Below are 20,051 nucleotides of genomic sequence, written 5' to 3' on the forward strand. Positions count from 1 at the left end.
GCCGTCTGAATCGTGTTCAGACGGCCTTTTTATTGGTTTAAAACTACTGCTTTATAGTAATTCGCAATTAGTTAAATAATAAAAATCTATTATATAAGTAAAATACATTGTTAAATAAAAATACCATATCTAGTAGTCTTGTGCTTTAATTCACACCATATCTTGTGTTTTATGGCATTGCAATGAGCGGTTTGAAATTCACAATCGAGCAAATTGTATGGCAGGAAGTGCCGGGCGAAGTATCGTTGGCATTTCTGTTTTCAGGCTGTCTGTTGCGTTGCAAAGGCTGTCACAGTGCCGATACATGGAAAGAGGGTATTGGTACGGAATTGACCGAGGATTATTTAAAAGACCGTCTGAAACGCTATCGCGGATTGATTACGTGCGTGTTGTTTATGGGCGGGGAATGGCAGCCGGAAGCCTTGCAGAAAATGCTGGACATCGTGACGCAGGCGGGTTTGAAAGCCTGCTTGTACACCGGCCTGGAGCGTGAAGAGCTGGAGGCGGTTTCAGACGGCATCCTGCCTTATCTGACGTATCTGAAAACCGGCCGCTGGCAGATGGAGTTAGGCGGTTTAGAAAGTCCGGTCACCAATCAAAAGTTTATCGATTTGCGCACGGGCGAAGTGTTGAACCGCTTGTTTATCAAAGACAAACCTGTGTCTAAGGTTTTTCCAGTGGCTTCAATTTAGCCCAGTGTTGTATTGCACTGATTTAAATTGAATTTATTGTATTCGCTGACAGCGATGTTTCAGACGGCCCAACCGTCATTGTTTAATAAATCAACCAAACCATACAGGAGAATTAACATGATTCGGCTGCATCCCGAACAGTTAAACGGAAAACTACAATTCATGCGCGACTACATCAGCGCGCAAAACGCGGCGGACGGCTCGAAAATGGATGCCAACGCCAACGTTACCCAGAAAAACATCGCTACGATGGAAGCGGAGATCATGAAAGACTTTTTCGTGCAGATTAACCGCGCCCAAGTGTCGCGCAAAATCGCCGAAATTTTCGACCAATCTGTTGCCGACGAATACATCCGTCAGATTGAGGCGCACGAGATTTATGTGCATGACGAAACCAGCCTCAAGCCTTATTGCGTGTCGGTTACGCTGTATCCCTTCCTGCTCGACGGCTTAAGCAAACTCGGCGGCGAATCCAAAGCGCCGCAACATCTGGCATCGTTTTGCGGCTCGTTTATCAACTTGGTGTTTGCCATCAGCGCGCAGTTTGCCGGCGCAGTGGCGACAGTAGAATTTCTGACTTATTTCGACTACTTCGCCCGCAAAGACTACGGCGACGATTATTTGGAAACCCATGCCAAAGAAATCGCCAACCATATGCAGCAGGTGGTGTACAGCATCAACCAGCCTGCCGCCGCACGCGGTTATCAGAGCGTATTCTGGAATATTTCCGTTTACGATCAATACTATTTTGACGCGATGTTCGGCGATTTCGTCTTCCCCGATTTCAGCAAACCGGTGTGGGCGAGCGTGGCGAAGCTGCAAAACTTCTTCCTCAAATGGTTCAATCAGGAACGCACCAAAGCCGTTTTGACTTTCCCTGTCGTGACCGCTGCGATGCTGACTGATGGCGGCAAATGCAAAGACACCGTGTTTGCCGACGAAATGGCGAAAGAATTGGCGGAAGGTAATTCCTTCTTCGTCTATCTTTCCGACAACCCCGACTCCTTGGCTTCCTGCTGCCGTCTGCGCAACGCCATCGAAGACCGCACTTTCAGCTACACCCTCGGCGCGGGCGGCGTGGCGACCGGGTCTATCAACGTCATCACCATCAACATGAACCGGCTGGAACAAGACGGGCGCGACCTTGCCGCCGAAGTCGCCAAAATCCACAAATACCAATACGCCTACCGCAAACTGATGGAAGAATACCAAGCTGCCGGAATGCTGCCCGTGTACGATGCAGGCTTCATCACGCTGGACAAACAGTTCCTCACCATCGGCATCAACGGCATGGCGGAAGCAGCCGAATCGCAAGGCATCAAAGTCGGCTACAACGACGACTACATCAACTTCGTCCAAGGCCGTCTGAAAACCATATTCGAAGCCAACCAAGCCGCCAGCAAACACTACGGTGTGAAATTCAACACCGAGTTCGTCCCTGCCGAAAACCTCGGCGTGAAAAACGCCAAATGGGACAAAGCCGACGGCTACAAAGTCAGCCGCGAATGCTACAACTCCTATTTCTACGTTGTCGAAGACGAAGAAATCAACGCGCTCGACAAATTCCTGCTGCACGGCAAAGAACTGGTGGACTGGCTCGACGGCGGCTCTGCGCTGCACCTAAACCTCGACGAAGCCCTGCCCGAATCCGGCTACCGCTCTCTCTTGGACATTGCCGCGCAAACCGGCTGCAACTACTTCTGCGTGAACGTGCGCATCACCATTTGCAACGAATGCGGCCACATCGACAAACGCACCCTGCACGCCTGTTCTGCTTGCGGCAGCCACGATATCGACTACGGCACCCGAGTGATCGGCTATCTGAAACGCGTATCCGCCTTTTCAAGCGGACGACGTAAAGAGCACGCACTCAGGCATTATCACCGTAAAGCGGCGTAATCATTGAAAAAAGGATTACTTAAAAAAGTAAAGGCCGTCTGAAATTTCAGACGGCATTTAGTTTGTTTAGATAGACTGACTCTTTCAACTTCATGATTTTAATTAAATTAAATAACAATGCTTGATACTTTAATATTTTGAAGTTCCGTGTGATTCGCAGGTAGGGTGTGTGGCGTAGCCACGCACGCGGTCGGTAGTGTTTTATAGCGCATTCACTCTCCAAAACTCATTACCGCCGTTTCTTTCGTTCCGCCCCAATTCAACGGCAACCATCCATCCCGCACATAACGGTGAAATGACGAAAACGGCTAATCGCGGACATTACCACACAATCCATGTTTGACAGGATTGAAATGGATGTAGTCCGCGCAACGTTGTAAGTCCGTTTCGTCACGCACGGTGTGTTTGTAAAAACGTCGTTGCCAAATACCGCGTTCGTGCCGCTGCTGTTTGCTGGCGGACAGATTTTCGGCACGAGGGAAATGTGCGGAGAATTTGGTTTTAATCAGCCGCCAGCGCAGGGAATAATCCGCATCATCGGGCGGCAGCGACCAAATGGCGTGAATGTGGTTCGGCAGTACGCATACGGCGATGGTTTCAAAGGGATATTGTTTTTGCACATCCATATAGGCCGCACGCAATAAGTCGATATGTTCGACAAGCAGGCGCGATTTCGGGTTGGCGAGTTTGACGGTGAAAAAGAATGTGCCGCCGGCAATGAGGTTTCTGCGATAACGCGCCATAGGATTTTTGTTTGTGGTTTGGGTGTTGAAAAAGGAATGGTTTGTTTTTTAGGGTTTTAACTTTGTTAAATTTAACGCTTTCAGACGACCTTTGAGGTCGTCTGAAAGCGCTGGCTTCAACGAAGTTAAAAGTTGAAACGGCAAACCGTCAATCAAACAACCGCGTGCGTGGCTGTGCCACACACGCGATCGGTTGGGTAAGCAGACTATGGTTTACTTAATACCTTATTAATTGGATTATTTCGTACCATTTGTTCAATAGACAAAAAATCTATTTTTTTATCCTGTAAAATATGTGAAGCTTGCGCTTGCCAATCTAAATCTCCACCTAAATTAAATGTTTGGCGTAATTCACGAATTGTTGATAACGCAATTTCTGACCACCTTAAGAAATCATCCTGTGACCAAAAAAATAGATTTTGAGCATGAATAGTAGCCTCTGAATCAATCTGCTGAATCGGACTTACAACAACAGGAGTGATAACTGCGTCAGAACAATCTTTAAAGCAGTTTTCTCTAATCCAATTTGGATGACTGGCTGCTTGTCTAGTCTTCGTGATACATAATGACTGATCTTTTGTCGTATTTATATAGTCTTCAAATACAATACATCGATTTTCACATATCCACCAAGGATCTGGCGCTCCCTGACTTTCTTGATTTCCAGCATTAAATCCAAGAAGCTTCCCAAGCTGTTTTTGTGCTTCCTCAAAAGTTTCTGGTTTTTTTAGCCCTTCTCGAATCTCCATCTCTATTTTGTCATATTTTCTATTATGACTAGTTCCTAAATGTTCCAAGCATGAAGCAATTCCAGAAATTTGAGATTGTAAAAGTAATTGTAGATTAATATCCTCAGAAATTGACACATCATCTAATTCTAACTTTTGCAACTTAGTCAACCATTGTACATATGGAGCAGATTTATGAGATTCTTTAAAATGTTGAATCGCTTTTGCTTTTATAGAATTGTTTTGACTAGACAAATATTCTAAATATTCTACATAACCAGCTAAGTAATTCCATAAAGCCCTATATCCCCTCAAGTCATTATGAGTTAATTTTCCAATTATAGTAGCAGCAATGTCAGAGGCTTTTAAATAATCCTTTTGCCATAATGATTCTTGAAATTCTATTTCAAATTTACTGATATCAGATAAATTATCAAGACATGGTAATTTATTTTGTTTTGCATTCTCACGAAGTTCAATTATTTCTTGATAAGCTTCTTCCCAATCCTGGTCATTTTTAATAAATATTTCAAAATTGTCTAAAAAATCATCTTTTGATACATCTTTTGATTGATTGATTCCAAATTGTATTTCAGCTTGGAGTTCTGGTTGGAGATATGTAATAAATTTTTGATTTGTCAAATAATCAGGTAAATCTTCTCCAGTAATTACGACAGCAGAATAATCTTCTAAAGAACGAGTACATCTACCGATAGCTTGAATAATTCGTGTCTGAATTCTTTCATTGTATAAAATATGAGCTCCCATCTGGGACATTAAAAATTTTTCTTGTAAATTAGTTGCTTTTGGTAGTCCTTCAATGAACAGTAACCGACACTCATCTCCAGGAAAGTCAATTCCATCATATCTATTAGCCAAAATAGCAGAAGCCTTTGATGATTGTTTGAAATCCAATTTAGTTTTCTCAATATCATTTGCATCAAATTTACTAATTGAATTATCTAAAGTATTCTTTATTTCCTCTGCAATCTTATAATTTGGCACCAAAAATACACTTTTATTAACTAAATTTAATAAGCCATCTCTCAAATTTTTTAAATCATTACTATCTAAAGACATTTCAGGAAACATGAAGAATCTCCTCCCAACGCCTTGAGTATTCAAACTATTAACAGTAGGAATTTTATGTATATTTTTTCTTCCCGTTAAACGCTCTAAGTCTCCCCCATTCCCTAATGTAGCAGACATATAAATACGTTGTTTTGCATTAGAAAAAGGCGAATGTGTGAAAGTTGGTGGAATCAATGGGCGAATTAAAATGCCTATTGAAGATAAAAAAACTTGGCATGCATCTAAGTTAGATTTAATTAACTCCCATGAGTAGTGCAAGTCTAATTTTTTAGTATATGTATTAAGTATATCTATCAAATCTTTTTCAATTTTACATTTTATAGTTACTGGTAACATATCCGTCCAGTTCTTGTCTACCTGTTCATCATCCATAAGTTTGGTAGTACTAATGTGATCCAAGAAAGGTTTTATTAAAGAACATAGGGCGTTATAACAGCTACTATGCTCATGATTATAACGATCAATAAAAACACTCCATTGAGATGAAATGTAATTTTCAGCAGCGTGTGCATCATCCAATAAAATCACGTCTGCATCTTTGAAGAAAGGATTTGAGTTGAATAATCCAGAGTAGGTGGTTATTGCTATTTTATCTGCTTGTTTATATGCAGTACTTTCAGAAGGATTAAAATCTTTCTGTGATCCAATCAATAATGCTACAGATAAACCATACTTTTCTGTGGCTTGTTCTGCAACCTGGTGTGCTAATTGTTTTGTTGGGCATAAATAAACAATTTTTTCTCCTTTCCTTCTCCTCCATTCAGCAATTAGTAGACCGACTAGAGTTTTTCCACTTCCGGTTGGCAGTTGCAGAGCTATATCAGAATATTTATCAGCGACAGCAGCGTAAGACCTCATAATTTCATCTTGGTGTGGTAGAACATCAGGCAGTTTTCTTCGCGTCAAGTCCCTGAATATTTCAGATGGAGAGTTATAACTTTTTGTCTCTTTAATCATTTTTTTAAAGGCCATTTGATCACCTCCTTAAGTATTTAATTTAAGATGAGTTTTAAGTATTTCCCAGTATAGCTACCTTTGATTTTTATAACTTCCTCGGGGCTACCTGAAGCAATAATCCTGCCCCCGCCGTCGCCGCCTTCCGGCCCTAAGTCCACAATCCAATCCGCAGTTTTAATCACATCCAGATTATGCTCGATAATCACAATCGAGTTGCCTTTGCCTTTCAGACGGCCTATGACTTCCAGCAGCAGGGCGATGTCGGCGAAGTGCAGGCCGGTGGTGGGTTCATCGAGGATATAGAGCGTTCTGCCGGTGTCGCGTTTGGAGAGTTCCAAGGCGAGTTTGACGCGCTGGGCTTCGCCGCCGGAGAGGGTGGTGGCGGACTGGCCGAGGCGGATGTAACCGAGACCTACGTCCATCAGGGTTTGCAGTTTGCGCGATACGGTGGGGACGGCGTCGAAAAATTCGCGGGCTTCTTCGACGGTCATGTCGAGGACTTGGCTGATGTTTTTGCCTTTGTATTGGATTTCGAGGGTTTCGCGGTTGTAGCGTTTGCCGTGGCAGACTTCGCAGGGGACGTACACGTCGGGCAGGAAGTGCATTTCGACTTTAATTACGCCGTCGCCTTGGCAGGCTTCGCAGCGGCCGCCTTTGACGTTGAAGGAGAATCTGCCGACGTTGTAGCCGCGTTCGCGTGAGAGGGGTACGCCGGCGAAGAGTTCGCGGATGGGGGTGAACAGGCCGGTGTAGGTGGCGGGGTTGGAGCGCGGGGTGCGGCCGATGGGGGATTGGTCGACGTTGATGACTTTGTCGAGGTGTTCGAGGCCGTGGATGTCGTCGTATGGGGCGGGTTCTTCTTGGGCGCGGTTGAGTTCGCGGGCGGTGATTTTGGCGAGGGTGTCGTTAATCAGGGTGGATTTGCCGCTGCCGGATACGCCGGTGATGCAGGTAATCAAACCAAGCGGCAGCTCAAGGGTAACGTTTTTGAGGTTGTTGCCGCGCGCGCCTTTGAGGACGAGCATTCGGTCGGGATTGACGGGCGTGCGTTCAGACGGTACGGCAATGGATTTTTTGCCGCTGAGGTATTGTCCGGTAACAGATTTTTCGCATTGGGCGACGTTTTCGGGCGTGTCGGCAATCAGTACGTTGCCGCCGTGTTCGCCCGCGCCGGGGCCCATATCGACGACGAAATCGGCTTCGCGGATGGCGTCTTCGTCGTGTTCGACCACAATCACGCTGTTGCCCAAATCGCGCAGGCGTTTGAGGGTGGCGAGCAGGCGGTCGTTGTCGCGCTGGTGCAGGCCGATGGAGGGTTCGTCCAAAACGTACATCACGCCGGTCAGGCCGCTGCCGATTTGACTGGCAAGGCGGATGCGCTGGGCTTCGCCGCCGGAAAGGGTTTCAGCGGAGCGGCTTAAATTCAGGTAGTCCAGTCCGACGTTAATCAGGAAGCCGAGCCGCTCGGTGATTTCTTTGAGGATTTTTTCGGCGATTTGTTTTTTGTTGCCGTCCAAATCCAGCGTTTCAAAGAATTGGTGGGTTTTGGTCAGCGGCCAGGCAGAGACTTCGTGCAGAGGTTCGCCGCTGACGTAAACGTAGCGCGCTTCTTTGCGCAAACGTGCGCCGCCGCAGCTCGGGCAGGCGCGGTGGTTTTGGTATTCGCGCAGTTTTTCGCGCACGGTTTCGCTGTCGGTTTCACGATAGCGGCGTTCGAGATTGGGGATGATGCCTTCAAAGGCATGGCTGCGGTTAAAGGTGGTACCGCGTTCGGACAGGTAAGTGAAGTCGATGACTTCTTTGCCTGAGCCGTGCAAGACAACTTTTCTGACTTTTTCCGGTAGGGTTTCCCAAGCGGCGTTGACATCAAATTTATAATGATGCGCCAGCGATTGAATCATTTGGAAATAGAATTGGTTGCGTTTGTCCCAGCCGTCAATCGCGCCTGCGGCTAAGGATAATTCGGGATGCGCGACCACTTTTTCGGGGTCGAAGAAATTGGTGTTGCCCAAGCCGTCGCAAGTCGGGCAGGAACCCATAGGGTTGTTGAAGGAAAACAGGCGCGGCTCTAATTCGGGCAGGCTGTATGAACATACGGGGCAGGCGAAACGCGCGGAGAACCAATGCTCTTCGCCGCTGTCCATTTCCATTGCCAGCGCGCGCTCGTTGCCGTGGCGAAGCGCGGTTTCAAAACTTTCTGCCAGTCGTTGTTTGATGTCGGCTTTTACTTTCACGCGGTCGATGACGACGTCGATATTGTGCTTGATGTTTTTTTCCAGCTTCGGTACTTCGTCAAGCTGATAGACTTCGCCGTCTACGCGCACCCGCGCAAAGCCCTGCGCCTGCAAGTCGGCAAAGAAATCGACAAACTCGCCCTTACGCTCGCGCACTGCCGGCGCCAGAATCATCACGCGCGTGTCTTCCGGCAGCTTCAAGACGGCATCGACCATCTGTGATACGGTTTGACTGGATAGCGGCAGATTGTGTTCGGGGCAATACGGCGTGCCGACGCGTGCGTACAAAAGGCGCAGGTAATCGTGGATTTCCGTAACCGTGCCGACGGTTGAGCGCGGATTGTGACTGGTGGATTTTTGCTCGATGGAAATTGCGGGCGACAGGCCTTCAATCAAATCGACATCGGGTTTGTCCATCATCTGTAAAAACTGACGGGCATAGGCGGAAAGGCTCTCAACATAACGGCGTTGCCCTTCGGCATACAAAGTATCAAACGCCAGCGATGATTTACCGCTGCCTGACAATCCTGTTACCACCACGAGCTTGTGGCGCGGAATGTCTAAATCGACATTTTTCAAATTATGTGTACGCGCGCCGCGGATGCGGATGGTGTCGTTATCGTGTGAATGTTTAGGATGATGGTTGCACATATTGTCAGGCCGTCTGAAAAATAAAATAAACGGCTATTGTAGCACTTTTCAAATGACAGACTGGATAGATAAAGCATTTGATATAAAAGAAACAAAGAGGCCGTCTGAAAATATGTTTTCAGACGGCCTTTGATACAGATGAATCAACTTATCAGTTGATTTTGCGGAGAATTTCGCGCAGGGCTTTTTGCCAGTCGGACGGTTTGATACCGAATTCGGTCTCTAGGCGTGAGCAATCCATAATGCTGTATGCAGGACGCGGAGCGGGCAGGGGGTATTGATCGGTAGTAATCGCGTTCAGTTCCGGAATGCGGAAGCTGTCGTCTAATTGGTGGGCCGTCTGAAAGATGGCTTTGGTAAATTCGTACCATGTTGCCGATTTGTTGCCACAGTAATGGAAGATACCGCGTGGGGAAGTGGACTGTTGCAATAAACTGATGATGGCATGAGCTAAGTCGCCTGCATAAGTCGGGCAACCGGTTTGGTCGTGGACAATGGAGAGGGAATCACGCTCTTTAGCAAGGCGCAACATGGTTTTAACGAAATTGCTGCCGTATTCGCTAAACAGCCACGAAGTACGGACGATTGTACTTTCCGGATGTGCGGCTAAAGCCAAAAGCTCGCCTGCTACTTTGGATTGACCGTAAGTGCTGCGCGGATTGGTGTAGTCGGTTTCGCGGTAAGGGCGTTTGCCTTCGCCGTCGAATACATAATCAGTGGAAATATGGATAAAGCGGGCGTGTGTGGCGCGGGCAGCTGCGGCTAGGTTGTGAACAGCGGTTGCGTTGACGGCAAAAGCAGCCTCTGCATTTTCTTCTGCTTTATCGACGGCAGTGTAAGCTGCGGCATTAACGATGGCATCTGGTTGGAAGTTTTTGATCATGTGATGCACGGCTTCGGTATCGGTAATGTCCAGCGAAGTAGAGTCGGTAGCAATCAGTTCCCAATCTTCGGGCAGGCGGTCGCGCAGACAACGGGCAAGCTGACCTTTTGCTCCGGTCAATAAAGTACGCATGGTTGAGTATCTCCTCTGATAGCTGTTGAATAGGTGTTCGTGTCATTATAGTGTAAATAAGACAAATTCACATTATTAGCGTAGAACAAAATCCGGATGCGGATGTATTTGGGTAAATTGTCGATATTATCTATTCATAATAATAACTTCTTATTGGTATTATGTTTGTTTACTATAACTATAGTTAAAATTTAGCTTTTAACAAGATAGATAAAGGATCTATGCTTTTTGAGAGATTGTGAATCAATGTTAATGTTTTTATTGTTTCTAGGATAATGGGATTTAAAAAAAGGCGAAACTCCGTCCTTTTATCGGCAAATTCTACCGTTTGATATTTTTGAGTAAATATTTTGAAAAATATTACTAAAATAATAATTGAGCAAGGGCGGAATTTGCTCGTTCCGTCAGCTCAATATCTTTATTAACTATTTTGGGAGTAATTATTATGGCATACTGTTACGGGGGGTATTATGCTAGACCCCTGGTTAGTTCTTACTGCGCTCCTGCGCCTAAGGCTTCCTTCTCATCTTACTACTGCGCTCCTGCAGCGAAAACTTCTGTTTCTATCGGCAGCATCGCTAGCATTGCCAGCGTCGGCGTGTCAGTAGTTAATGCGGTAACTGGTTTGGTTTCTGCTATTGCGGCTTTCTGCCCACCAGCAAAAACCACCGTTTACAAATGTGTTCCGGTTTGCCCACCTTACAACTGTGATCCAATCAAACCGACACCACCGAAACCACAACCAAAACCACGACCTCAGCCTAAACCTCAACCAAAACCTGAGCCTAAACCTGAGCCACAACCAGAACCGCAACCAGAACCAAAACCTCAACCAAAACCTGAGCCTAAGCCAGAACCAAAACCTGAGCCTAAACCAGAACCTAAGCCAGAGCCAAAACCTGAGCCTAAACCAGAACCGAAACCTGAGCCAGACTGCAAAGACTGTGTTGACGACCATAACCAAAACAACTCATACGGTCAGGAAGACAAAAACCCAGGTAATGTCATTCGAGCTGAAGACTGCAAAGACGGTAACGTTATCCGCGGTACTGATGCTAAAGATACCATTTATGGTACTGCTTGCGAAGATATCATCTACGGTGGCAACGGCACAGACGTAATTTACGCCGGTGCTGGTAACGACACCATTTACGGTGATGCTGACGGTGACTCTCTGTACGGTGAAGAGGGTAAAGACTACCTGCAAGGTGGTGCTGGCAATGACTACCTGAACGGTGGTTCCGGTGCTGACATCATGCGCGGTGGCGACGGTAACGACGTTTACTTCGTTGACAATGCCAACGACCAAGTTATCGAGTACGGCAATGCACAAGCCGGTATCGATACTGTTCGTACCGTTATTGACTACACCTTGACCGATCACGTTGAAAACCTGTTCTTGCAAGGTATGCAAAACCTGAACGGTACCGGTAACTCTTTGAACAACAACATCGAAGGTAACGGCGGCAACAACCATCTGTACGGTTTGGCCGGTGACGACTGCCTGGTTGGCAAAGATGGTAACGACTACCTCGACGGTGGTGTCGGCAACGACATCCTGATCGGCGGTACCGGTAACGACACTTACTTCTTCGACAAAGGTCATGGTCACGACACTATCCGTGAGGAAAGCGGTAATGACACCCTGTTGTTCGGTAAAGGCGTTGCAGCTTCCGACGTATTGCTGAGCAAATCTGGTGCTAACCTGACTGTTTCCGTTGGTACTAACGATAGCATCACCATCGACGACTGGTTCACCGGTAACAATCACAAAGTTGAAAACTTCAAGTTTGCTGACGGTAGCACTTACCAAGTAACCGGCCACGGCGACTACTACTCTCTGTCTGCTGTAAACCACATCCAAGATCAGACTCAAGTTTCTGTAATCTGATAGGATGGTGATTTTCAGGATTCTTCTCTGAAATCAATGGATAAGGCCGTCTGAAACCAAAATATAAGGTTTCAGACGGCCTTTATTTTGTAAACAATCTGACGAAAAATTCCAAATTGGGCTAAAATACCGTATTCTTCTGTCTACCTAAGAGATACCCGAAATGTCTGAAATCAGCTTGAAAAAAATCTACTCTGGCAAAGTACGCGATTTGTACGAAATTGACGATAAACGTATGTTGATGGTTGCTTCCGACCGCCTGTCTGCATTCGATGTGATTTTGGATGACCCGATTCCGGGTAAAGGGGAGATTCTGACGCAGATTTCCAATTTTTGGTTTAAAAAACTGGCTCATATCATGCCTAACCATTTTACCGGTCAGACGGTTTACGATGTTTTGCCTGAAAACGAAGCTAAAGCTTTGGAGAAACGCGCCGTCGTGGCTAAAAAACTCACTCCGGTGAAAGTGGAGGCTATTGTGCGCGGTTATCTAGCAGGCAGCGGTTGGAAAGATTATCAAAAAACTGGCTCTGTCTGCGGTATTCAACTGCCTGAAAGTATGCAAGAAGCACAACAACTGCCTGAAGTGATTTTTACGCCATCGACCAAAGCCGCAGTCGGCGATCATGATGAAAACATCAGCTTTGAAGAATGCGAACGCATCATTGGCAAAGAGCTGGCGGCGGAAGTACGCGCCAAGGCGATTCAGCTTTACACGGAAGCGGCCGAATATGCGAAATCTCGCGGTATTATTATTTGCGATACCAAGTTTGAATTTGGTTTGGATGAAGAAGGTACGCTGACTTTGATGGATGAAGTATTGACGCCAGACTCCAGCCGTTTTTGGCCTGCAGACCAATACAAAGTCGGCACCAATCCGCCGTCTTTTGACAAACAATTTGTCCGCGACTGGCTGGAGCAAAGCGGTTGGAATAAAAAAGCGCCTGCGCCTAAAGTGCCTGCCGATGTGATTCAAAAAACAGTCGAAAAATATCAGGAAGCATTGACTTTGCTGACTCAGGATTGATTTTTAAGTTTGAAGGCCGTCTGAAAGAGATATGTTTCAGACGGCCTTTTATTGTATAAATACTGGATTTTAAGGATGGTTGCCTTTATAATCGAAAGTTGTTTTCAGCGACTGAAAGGCCGTCTGAAAGCTTGTTTATAACCTGCCGCACAGTCTGAAACCCTAACTATGCACATTCGGATTTTAGTGTGCATTATTAGTGTTTTAGCAGTGCGGTATTTTGAAAGGAACAATAATGTTCAATAAACACGTTAAGACCTTCCAATACGGTAATCAAACCGTTACTTTGGAAACCGGCGAAATCGCCCGCCAAGCCGCTGCTGCCGTTAAAGTATCCATGGGCGACACCGTTGTTTTGGTTGCTGTGACTACCAACAAAGAAGTGAAAGAAGGCCAAGACTTCTTTCCTCTGACTGTCGATTACCTTGAGCGTACTTACGCAGCAGGGAAAATCCCCGGTGGTTTCTTCAAACGCGAAGGCAAACAAAGCGAAAAAGAAATCCTGACCAGCCGTCTGATCGACCGTCCGATTCGTCCTCTGTTCCCTGAAGGTTTCTACCACGACATCCAAATCGTAGCGATGGTGGTGTCTGTTGACCCTGAAATTGATTCTGACATTCCTGCAATGTTGGGTGCATCTGCCGCGCTGGTGTTGAGCGGCGTACCGTTTGCCGGTCCGATTGGTGCGGCACGCGTAGGTTATGTAAACGGCGTGTACGTTCTGAACCCGACTAAAGCCGAGTTGGCCAAATCACAATTGGACTTAGTTGTTGCCGGTACTTCTAAAGCCGTGTTGATGGTGGAATCCGAAGCCGACATCTTGTCTGAAGAAGTAATGTTGGGTGCGGTTGTTTACGGTCACGATCAAATGCAAGTGGCCATTAATGCCATCAATGAGTTTGCCGACGAAGTCAACCCGGAAGTTTGGGATTGGAAAGCACCTGAAACCAATGAAGAATTGGTTGCAAAAGTACGCGAAATTGCCGGCGAAACCATTAAAGAAGCATTCAAAATCCGTCAAAAACAAGCGCGTTCTGCCAAATTGGACGAAGCTTGGAATGCTGTAAAAGAAGCGTTGATTACCGAAGAAACCGACACTTTGGCAGCCAACGAAATCAAAGGCATTTTCAAACACTTGGAAGCCGATGTTGTCCGCAGCCAAATTTTGGACGGCCAACCGCGTATTGACGGTCGCGACACCCGCACCGTCCGTCCGTTGAACATTCAAACCGGCGTATTGCCACGCACTCACGGTTCTGCACTGTTTACCCGTGGCGAAACCCAAGCTTTGGCTGTTGCAACTTTGGGTACTTCACGCGACGAGCAAATCATTGATGCGCTGTCCGGCGAATACACCGACCGCTTCATGCTGCACTACAACTTCCCTCCATACTCTACCGGTGAAGTGGGTCGCGTAGGTGCGCCAAAACGTCGTGAAATCGGTCACGGCCGCTTGGCTAAACGTGCATTGTTGGCCGTATTGCCAGAACCTGAAGATTTCAGCTACACCATGCGCGTGGTTTCTGAAATTACCGAATCCAACGGCTCTTCCTCTATGGCTTCCGTCTGCGGCGGCTGCTTGAGCCTGCTGTCTGCCGGTGTGCCTTTGAAAGCACACGTTGCCGGTATCGCCATGGGCCTGATTTTGGACAACAACAAATTTGCCGTCCTGACCGACATCTTGGGTGATGAAGACCATTTGGGCGATATGGACTTTAAAGTAGCCGGTACAACCGAAGGTGTGACCGCGCTGCAAATGGACATCAAAATCCAAGGTATTACCAAAGAAATCATGCAAATTGCTTTGGCTCAAGCCAAAGAAGCACGTTTGCACATCTTGGATCAGATGAAAGCCGCCGTTGCAGGCCCGCAAGAACTGTCTGCACACGCGCCACGCTTGTTCACCATGAAAATCAACCAAGACAAAATCCGTGATGTGATTGGTAAAGGCGGTGAAACCATTCGTTCGATTACTGCTGAAACCGGTACTGAAATCAACATCGCTGAAGACGGTACCATCACTATCGCTGCGACTACTCAAGAAGCAGGCGATGCAGCGAAAAAACGTATCGAAGAAATCACTGCCGAAGTGGAAGTGGGCAAAGTGTACGAAGGTACTGTGGTTAAAATCCTCGACAACAACGTTGGCGCGATTGTCAGCGTGATGCCGGGCAAAGACGGTTTGGTACACATCAGCCAAATCGCCCACGAGCGCGTACGCAATGTCAGCGACTACCTGCAAGTAGGTCAGGTTGTGAACGTGAAAGCATTGGAAGTAGACGATCGAGGCCGCGTACGCCTGTCTATCAAAGCTTTGCTGGAAGCTCCTGCTCGCGAAGAGAAAGCAGCTGAATAATTTGATTGTTCAAGCTTGAAACAAAAGGCCGTCTGAAAATTTCAGACGGCCTTTTGTTTATTTGAATGATGAATTTAAAAATGAGTTTGCCTTTACTTTGATAAAAGGGATTACTACAATGTTTGTAATTTAATAAATATATTCATTTCTTAAGGAGTATGCAATGAATGCTACACAATTAATCAGTCGGCTGACGCAAACCGTCGGCGAAAAATATATCATCACAGACCCGGCAAAAACTGAACAATACCGTCAAGGCTACCGTTTTGGCGAAGGCAAGGCGTTGGCAGTTGTCCGTCCGGGTACGGTGTTAGAAATGTGGCAAATCTTGCAGGCGTGTGTTGAGGCTGATGTTATCGTGATTACGCAGGCCGCCAATACCGGTTTGACCGGCGGCTCGACTCCTGACGGCAATGATTACGACCGCGATATCGTGATTGTAAATACCATGCGACTGAACATCATTCAGCCAATTAATAATAACGAGCAAGTTGTCTGCCTGCCTGGTTCTACCCTGAATCAATTGGAGCTGCTGCTGAAACCTTTAGGCCGTGAGCCGCACTCCGTGATCGGTTCGTCCTGTATCGGCGCATCTGTATTGGGTGGCGTATGTAATAACTCGGGCGGTGCATTGGTACAGCGTGGCCCGGCTTATACGGAAATGGCCCTGTTTGCACAAATCAACGAAGAGGGCAAACTAGAGCTGGTCAACCATTTGGGCATTGATTTGGGTGAAACCCCTGAAGAAATTTTGACCAACTTGCAAGGTTTCCATTATCAGAAAAAAGACATTGTTCAAAATGCAGGCAAAGGGCATGACCATGCGTATTGCGATCATGTCCGCCAAGTGAATGAACCGACTGCCGCCCGTTTTAATGCCGACCCTGCGCGTCACTACGAAGCATCAGGTTGCGCGGGCAAGCTGATGGTGTTTGCCGTACGCTTGGATACTTTCCCGCAAGAAAAACAGACTGCCGTGTTCTATATCGGCACCAATGATATTAATGAGCTGACCGATATTCGTCGTGCTGCTTTGAGTGAGTTTAAAAACCTGCCTATTTCCGGTGAGTATATCCATCGTCATGCTTTTGATATTGCTGCCGTTTATGGTAAAGATACGTTTTATATCATCAAGACGTTCGGTACCCACCAACTTCCGAAACTGTTTGATCTGAAGGCCCGTGTGGATAGATTCAGCAAAAAGATAAGTTTCTTACCAAAACACTTCTCTGATAAATTCATGCAGCTGGTCAGTAAGATTTTGCCCGATCACTTGCCGAAGTCTATGCGCAACTATCGGGATAAATATGAACATCACCTGATTTTAAAAATGGGTGGCGAGGGCGTAGAAGAAGCGCGTGCTTTCTTGAAGGAATATTTTGCAACCCATGGCGGCGCATTCTTTGAATGTAATGCTGAAGAAACGCAGGCGGCTATGTTGCATCGTTTCGCCGTAGCTTCTGCCGCGATCCGTTACCGTTCTGTACATGATGATGAAGTAGAGGATTTGGTTGCACTCGATATCGCCTTGCGCCGTGATGATCGTGATTGGTTTGAAACACTGCCGCCTGAAATCGACAATAAAATCATCCATAAATTGTATTACGGACATTTTATGTGTCATGTGTTCCATCAGGACTACATCATTAAAAAAGGCAACGACTGCATGGCTTTGGAACATGAAATGCTCCATCTGCTTGACCAACGCGGCGCGCAATATCCTGCCGAGCACAACGTCGGTCATCTGTATGAAGCCAAGCCTGAACTGAAACAGTTCTATAAAAAACTTGACCCGACCAACAGCTTCAATCCAGGTATCGGTAAAACCAGTAAGAAGAAAAACTGGGCTGAATAAGGCATAGTAAAAAAACAAAGGCCGTCTGAACATTTCAGACGGCCTTTTTATATGTTTGCTTATCAGAACAGGTTGCTGATGAAAATCAGCAGAATCACCAACGGTACGAGGTATTTTACATAAGCAAACCAGATATTGACGGTGGTCTGGTTGCCTTTGTAGAGCAATTCGTCCTTCGCTTCATCTTTCATCACGAAACCGACAAACAAGGCCGAGCCAAGCGCGGTCAGCATAAACAGGATGTTGCCGCTGATATAGTCAAAGGCATCAAAAATGTTTTTACCAAATACGGAAATATCTTTCCATGGGCCGTAGCTCAAGATGGACGGGATATTGCCGAAGATAAAAATACCTGCCAGTACGATGGTAATCGCGGCTGCGCGGCGGATTTTGGTTTTCTCCTGAATGGTCGTAATCAACACTTCATAAATGGTCAGAGAAGTCGTCAGCGCGGCAATCAGAAGCAGTGAGAAGAAAATCACTGCAAACACCGGGCCTGCCCACATATTGGAAAACACGATCGGCAGGCTTTGGAACACCAAAGTTGGGCCAGAATTTGGGGCGACGCCAAAGCTGAAGAGGGAAGGGAAAATCATAAAGCCGGCCAACACGGCAATCAAAGTGTTGGTAATCGCGGTAATCACGGCCGTCTGAACCAAATTTTCGTTTTTATCCAGATAGCTGGATAACGTAATCATCACGCCGAAACCCAAGCTCAAGGCGAAGAATACTTGTCCTAAAACGAAGACGAACAGTTCGGCTGTAATTTTGCTGAAGTCAGGTTTCAGATAGAAGGTAATGCCTTCCATAGCGCCCGGCAGGGTAACGTTGCGCACGACCATGGCAATCAGGAATAAAAACAGCAAAGGCATCAGGTATTTTGCCGCTTTTTCAATACCGCCGATCACGCCTTTGACCAAGATCCATTGGTTTACGACCACAAATAGGAAGGTGTAAAACGCAATTTCCCAAGGGCTGTTTTCGATGTGTTCGGTAAAGAAGCTTTTGGTGACTTCTCCGGAAACCGGACTGGAAATGTCCAAATTGCCGCCGATGATATTGATGATGTAGCTGATAACCCAGCCGCCGAGTACCATGTAATAGGCCATGATGCCGAATGCGCCGAGCAGGCCCATCCAGCCGACCAATTTCCAAACTTTGGCAACGGGTTTGCCATTCATTGTGCCGCCAAACGCATCCAGCGCGTTCACGCCTTTACGGCGGCCGATGACGTTTTCCACCAGAATCATCGGAATACCGATGACCAGCATGGCGATACAGAACAAAAACACATACGCGCCGCCGCCGTTTTCACCGACCAAATACGGGAAACGCCATGTTGCACCAAAGCCGACAGTCGCGCCGGCAACAGTAAGGATGTAAGTCAAACGGTTGGACCAGGTTTGACGGGGTTGATTGGAAGACATAAATACTCAGATGCATAAAAATAAAGACAACATTTTACCGCAAAGATTTAACGAATCTTGACTAAAGTCTGAAAAGAAAATTAGTTAAAAAAACTATGTAATGAAGAATTTTTAGTGGGTTTCTCTGGTTTGCTTGGTATTGAAACCTGCAAACAGAGAATTTGTCTGAAGCGATACGAATAATTGAAAGAGCCGTAACGATAAAGGCCGTCTGAAAAGTGGGATATGGGAAAGGGTTGTTGTGAGGAGATTGGATAGCACTAAGGTGTGCTTTCAAATATGCCGGCAACAAAGATGGTATCTATCTAAGGTTGTCTAATAACATCCTGTAACCTTAGCTTGGATAGTTGCCGATGGTTTTTCTTTCTATAAAACGATTTGTCTGAAATTGGAACGGCACAGATTGATGCGGAAGAGACGAGAAAGAGAAAAGGGATAATGGCAAGTTAATGAGTGGGAGATGAGGTTTAGTAATGATGGCTTCTTTAGATGAGAAAGGCCGTCTGAAAGTACATTCGTTTGGTTGCCAAATTTTAGATAAAAAAAACCATCTATACTAAGGGGAAAGTATAGATGGCCAAACACATTACGGGGAAAACGTCTTACTCACTTACTCACTTCTTTCGAAGCAAGTGTTACTCAGACAGGCGAATTATACAATAGTTCAGTCTTTGAAATGTTAAATTTTGTTAAATAAAAATAATAAGGTTTAGATATTTGATTTTAAATATATAAAAAATCCATATTGTTTAAAAAATTATCGAAAAAATTTGGAATTTTTTTAGATTTGGATAAATTTCCATTCTCCTGCGGCCAAATCATCGACATTCCAGTCGCCGAATTTTTCACGGTGGAGCTGCTCGACACGGTTGCCTGCGGCTGCAACCATGCGTTTGACCTGATGGTATTTACCCTCGGTAATGGTCATCATCAGTGTGGTTGGGTCGGCCAATACTGCTTCGGCCGCGGCGACGGTTTCATTATCGTCATGCAGGAGGACGCCGTTTTTCAGCGTAGCGCAAAGGGTATCGTCGGCAGGATGTTTCAAAGTGACGCGGTAGAGCTTTGGAACTTTGTGTTTGGGCGAGGTAACGCGGTGGTTAAATTGCCCATCGTTGGTAATTAGAATAATGCCGGTTGTGTCTGCATCCAAGCGGCCGACTGCCTGCATATCGATATTGCGCATATGGTCGGGAAAAAGGCTGAAGATGCTCGGATATTGCTGGGGTTTGTGAGAAGTCTCGTAATCTGCAGGCTTATGAAGCAGAATGTAGAAATGGGGCATGGGGACGGAGGCAATTTCTTCGCCGTCAACAGACAGGGTGTGCACTTGAGACGGGTCAATATCGTCTTTGGCATGATTATGGATTTCGCCGTTGATGGCAATGCAGTCATTGTCTATCAGCCATTGGCATTGCTTGCGGCTGCCGAGGCCTTGCGATTGGATGTATTTGAGCAGTTGCATGGTTGAAAAGTAGGAAATG

The 20,051-nt window shown here is 46.3% G+C and carries 12 protein-coding genes; 6 read left to right on the forward strand and 6 right to left on the reverse strand.

All coding sequences use genetic code 11. The features are described from left to right. Positions 1–182 precede the first annotated feature (182 nt). Positions 183–692 carry an anaerobic ribonucleoside-triphosphate reductase activating protein gene (gene nrdG / locus ACTHRE_RS01320; protein WP_440344767.1) on the forward strand — a complete coding sequence of 170 codons (510 nt, stop codon included), beginning with the start codon at positions 183–185 and terminating at the stop codon, positions 690–692. Positions 693–746: 54 nt separating this feature from the next. Continuing rightward, positions 747–2,591, forward strand: a complete 1,845-nt coding sequence (gene nrdD / locus ACTHRE_RS01325) for an anaerobic ribonucleoside-triphosphate reductase (protein WP_107811011.1) — start codon at positions 747–749, stop codon at positions 2,589–2,591. 308 nt (positions 2,592–2,899) lie between these two features. Here the strand turns inward: nrdD and ACTHRE_RS01330 are convergent, their stop codons facing one another. The 4 genes from ACTHRE_RS01330 to rfbD all read right to left on the reverse strand — a co-directional run bounded on the left by ACTHRE_RS01330 (position 2,900) and on the right by rfbD (position 10,011). After that, positions 2,900–3,334 (reverse strand): REP-associated tyrosine transposase, encoded by a 435-nt coding sequence (locus ACTHRE_RS01330; protein ID WP_377072929.1) that lies wholly within the window; start codon positions 3,332–3,334, stop codon positions 2,900–2,902. Positions 3,335–3,540: 206 nt separating this feature from the next. Next, a complete protein-coding gene (locus ACTHRE_RS01335) occupies positions 3,541–6,126 on the reverse strand; it encodes a DEAD/DEAH box helicase (RefSeq protein ID WP_377072927.1) in 2,586 nt (861 codons plus the stop codon). A gap of 20 nt (positions 6,127–6,146) precedes the next feature. Then, positions 6,147–8,996, reverse strand: coding sequence for an excinuclease ABC subunit UvrA (gene uvrA, locus ACTHRE_RS01340; RefSeq protein ID WP_377072925.1), 2,850 nt, complete (start codon positions 8,994–8,996; stop codon positions 6,147–6,149). 151 nt (positions 8,997–9,147) lie between these two features. Next, entirely contained in the window at positions 9,148–10,011 is an 864-nt protein-coding gene (gene rfbD / locus ACTHRE_RS01345) for a dTDP-4-dehydrorhamnose reductase (protein WP_070646898.1), read from the reverse strand. Between the two features lie 445 nt (positions 10,012–10,456). Between rfbD and ACTHRE_RS01350 the strand changes: the two genes are divergently transcribed. From ACTHRE_RS01350 to dld, 4 genes are all read left to right on the forward strand, one after another. Then, positions 10,457–11,902 (forward strand): calcium-binding protein, encoded by a 1,446-nt coding sequence (locus tag ACTHRE_RS01350; RefSeq protein ID WP_377072923.1) that lies wholly within the window; start codon positions 10,457–10,459, stop codon positions 11,900–11,902. Between the two features lie 163 nt (positions 11,903–12,065). Beyond that, positions 12,066–12,929 (forward strand): phosphoribosylaminoimidazolesuccinocarboxamide synthase, encoded by an 864-nt coding sequence (locus ACTHRE_RS01355; protein ID WP_377072921.1) that lies wholly within the window; start codon positions 12,066–12,068, stop codon positions 12,927–12,929. A 235-nt stretch (positions 12,930–13,164) separates the two neighbouring features. After that, positions 13,165–15,285 (forward strand): polyribonucleotide nucleotidyltransferase, encoded by a 2,121-nt coding sequence (pnp, locus tag ACTHRE_RS01360; protein ID WP_003683274.1) that lies wholly within the window; start codon positions 13,165–13,167, stop codon positions 15,283–15,285. A 163-nt stretch (positions 15,286–15,448) separates the two neighbouring features. After that, the gene (gene dld, locus ACTHRE_RS01365) at positions 15,449–17,140 is read left to right on the forward strand and encodes a D-lactate dehydrogenase (protein WP_377072919.1); all 1,692 of its coding nucleotides are present in this window, start codon (positions 15,449–15,451) and stop codon (positions 17,138–17,140) included. A 62-nt stretch (positions 17,141–17,202) separates the two neighbouring features. On the opposite strand, the gene ACTHRE_RS01370 is transcribed toward dld, so the two are convergent. After that, positions 17,203–18,567: a sodium-dependent transporter gene (locus ACTHRE_RS01370; RefSeq protein ID WP_314591787.1), complete on the reverse strand. Its 1,365-nt coding sequence runs from the start codon at positions 18,565–18,567 to the stop codon at positions 17,203–17,205. A 781-nt stretch (positions 18,568–19,348) separates the two neighbouring features. After that, positions 19,349–20,032, reverse strand: coding sequence for a 16S rRNA pseudouridine(516) synthase (locus tag ACTHRE_RS01375; RefSeq protein ID WP_377072917.1), 684 nt, complete (start codon positions 20,030–20,032; stop codon positions 19,349–19,351). Between the last annotated feature and the right edge of the window lie 19 nt (positions 20,033–20,051).

Origin of the sequence: Neisseria sp. P0001.S007, from assembly GCF_051963655.1 — a bacterium.
Taxonomy (GTDB): Bacteria; Pseudomonadota; Gammaproteobacteria; order Burkholderiales; family Neisseriaceae; genus Neisseria; species Neisseria subflava_A.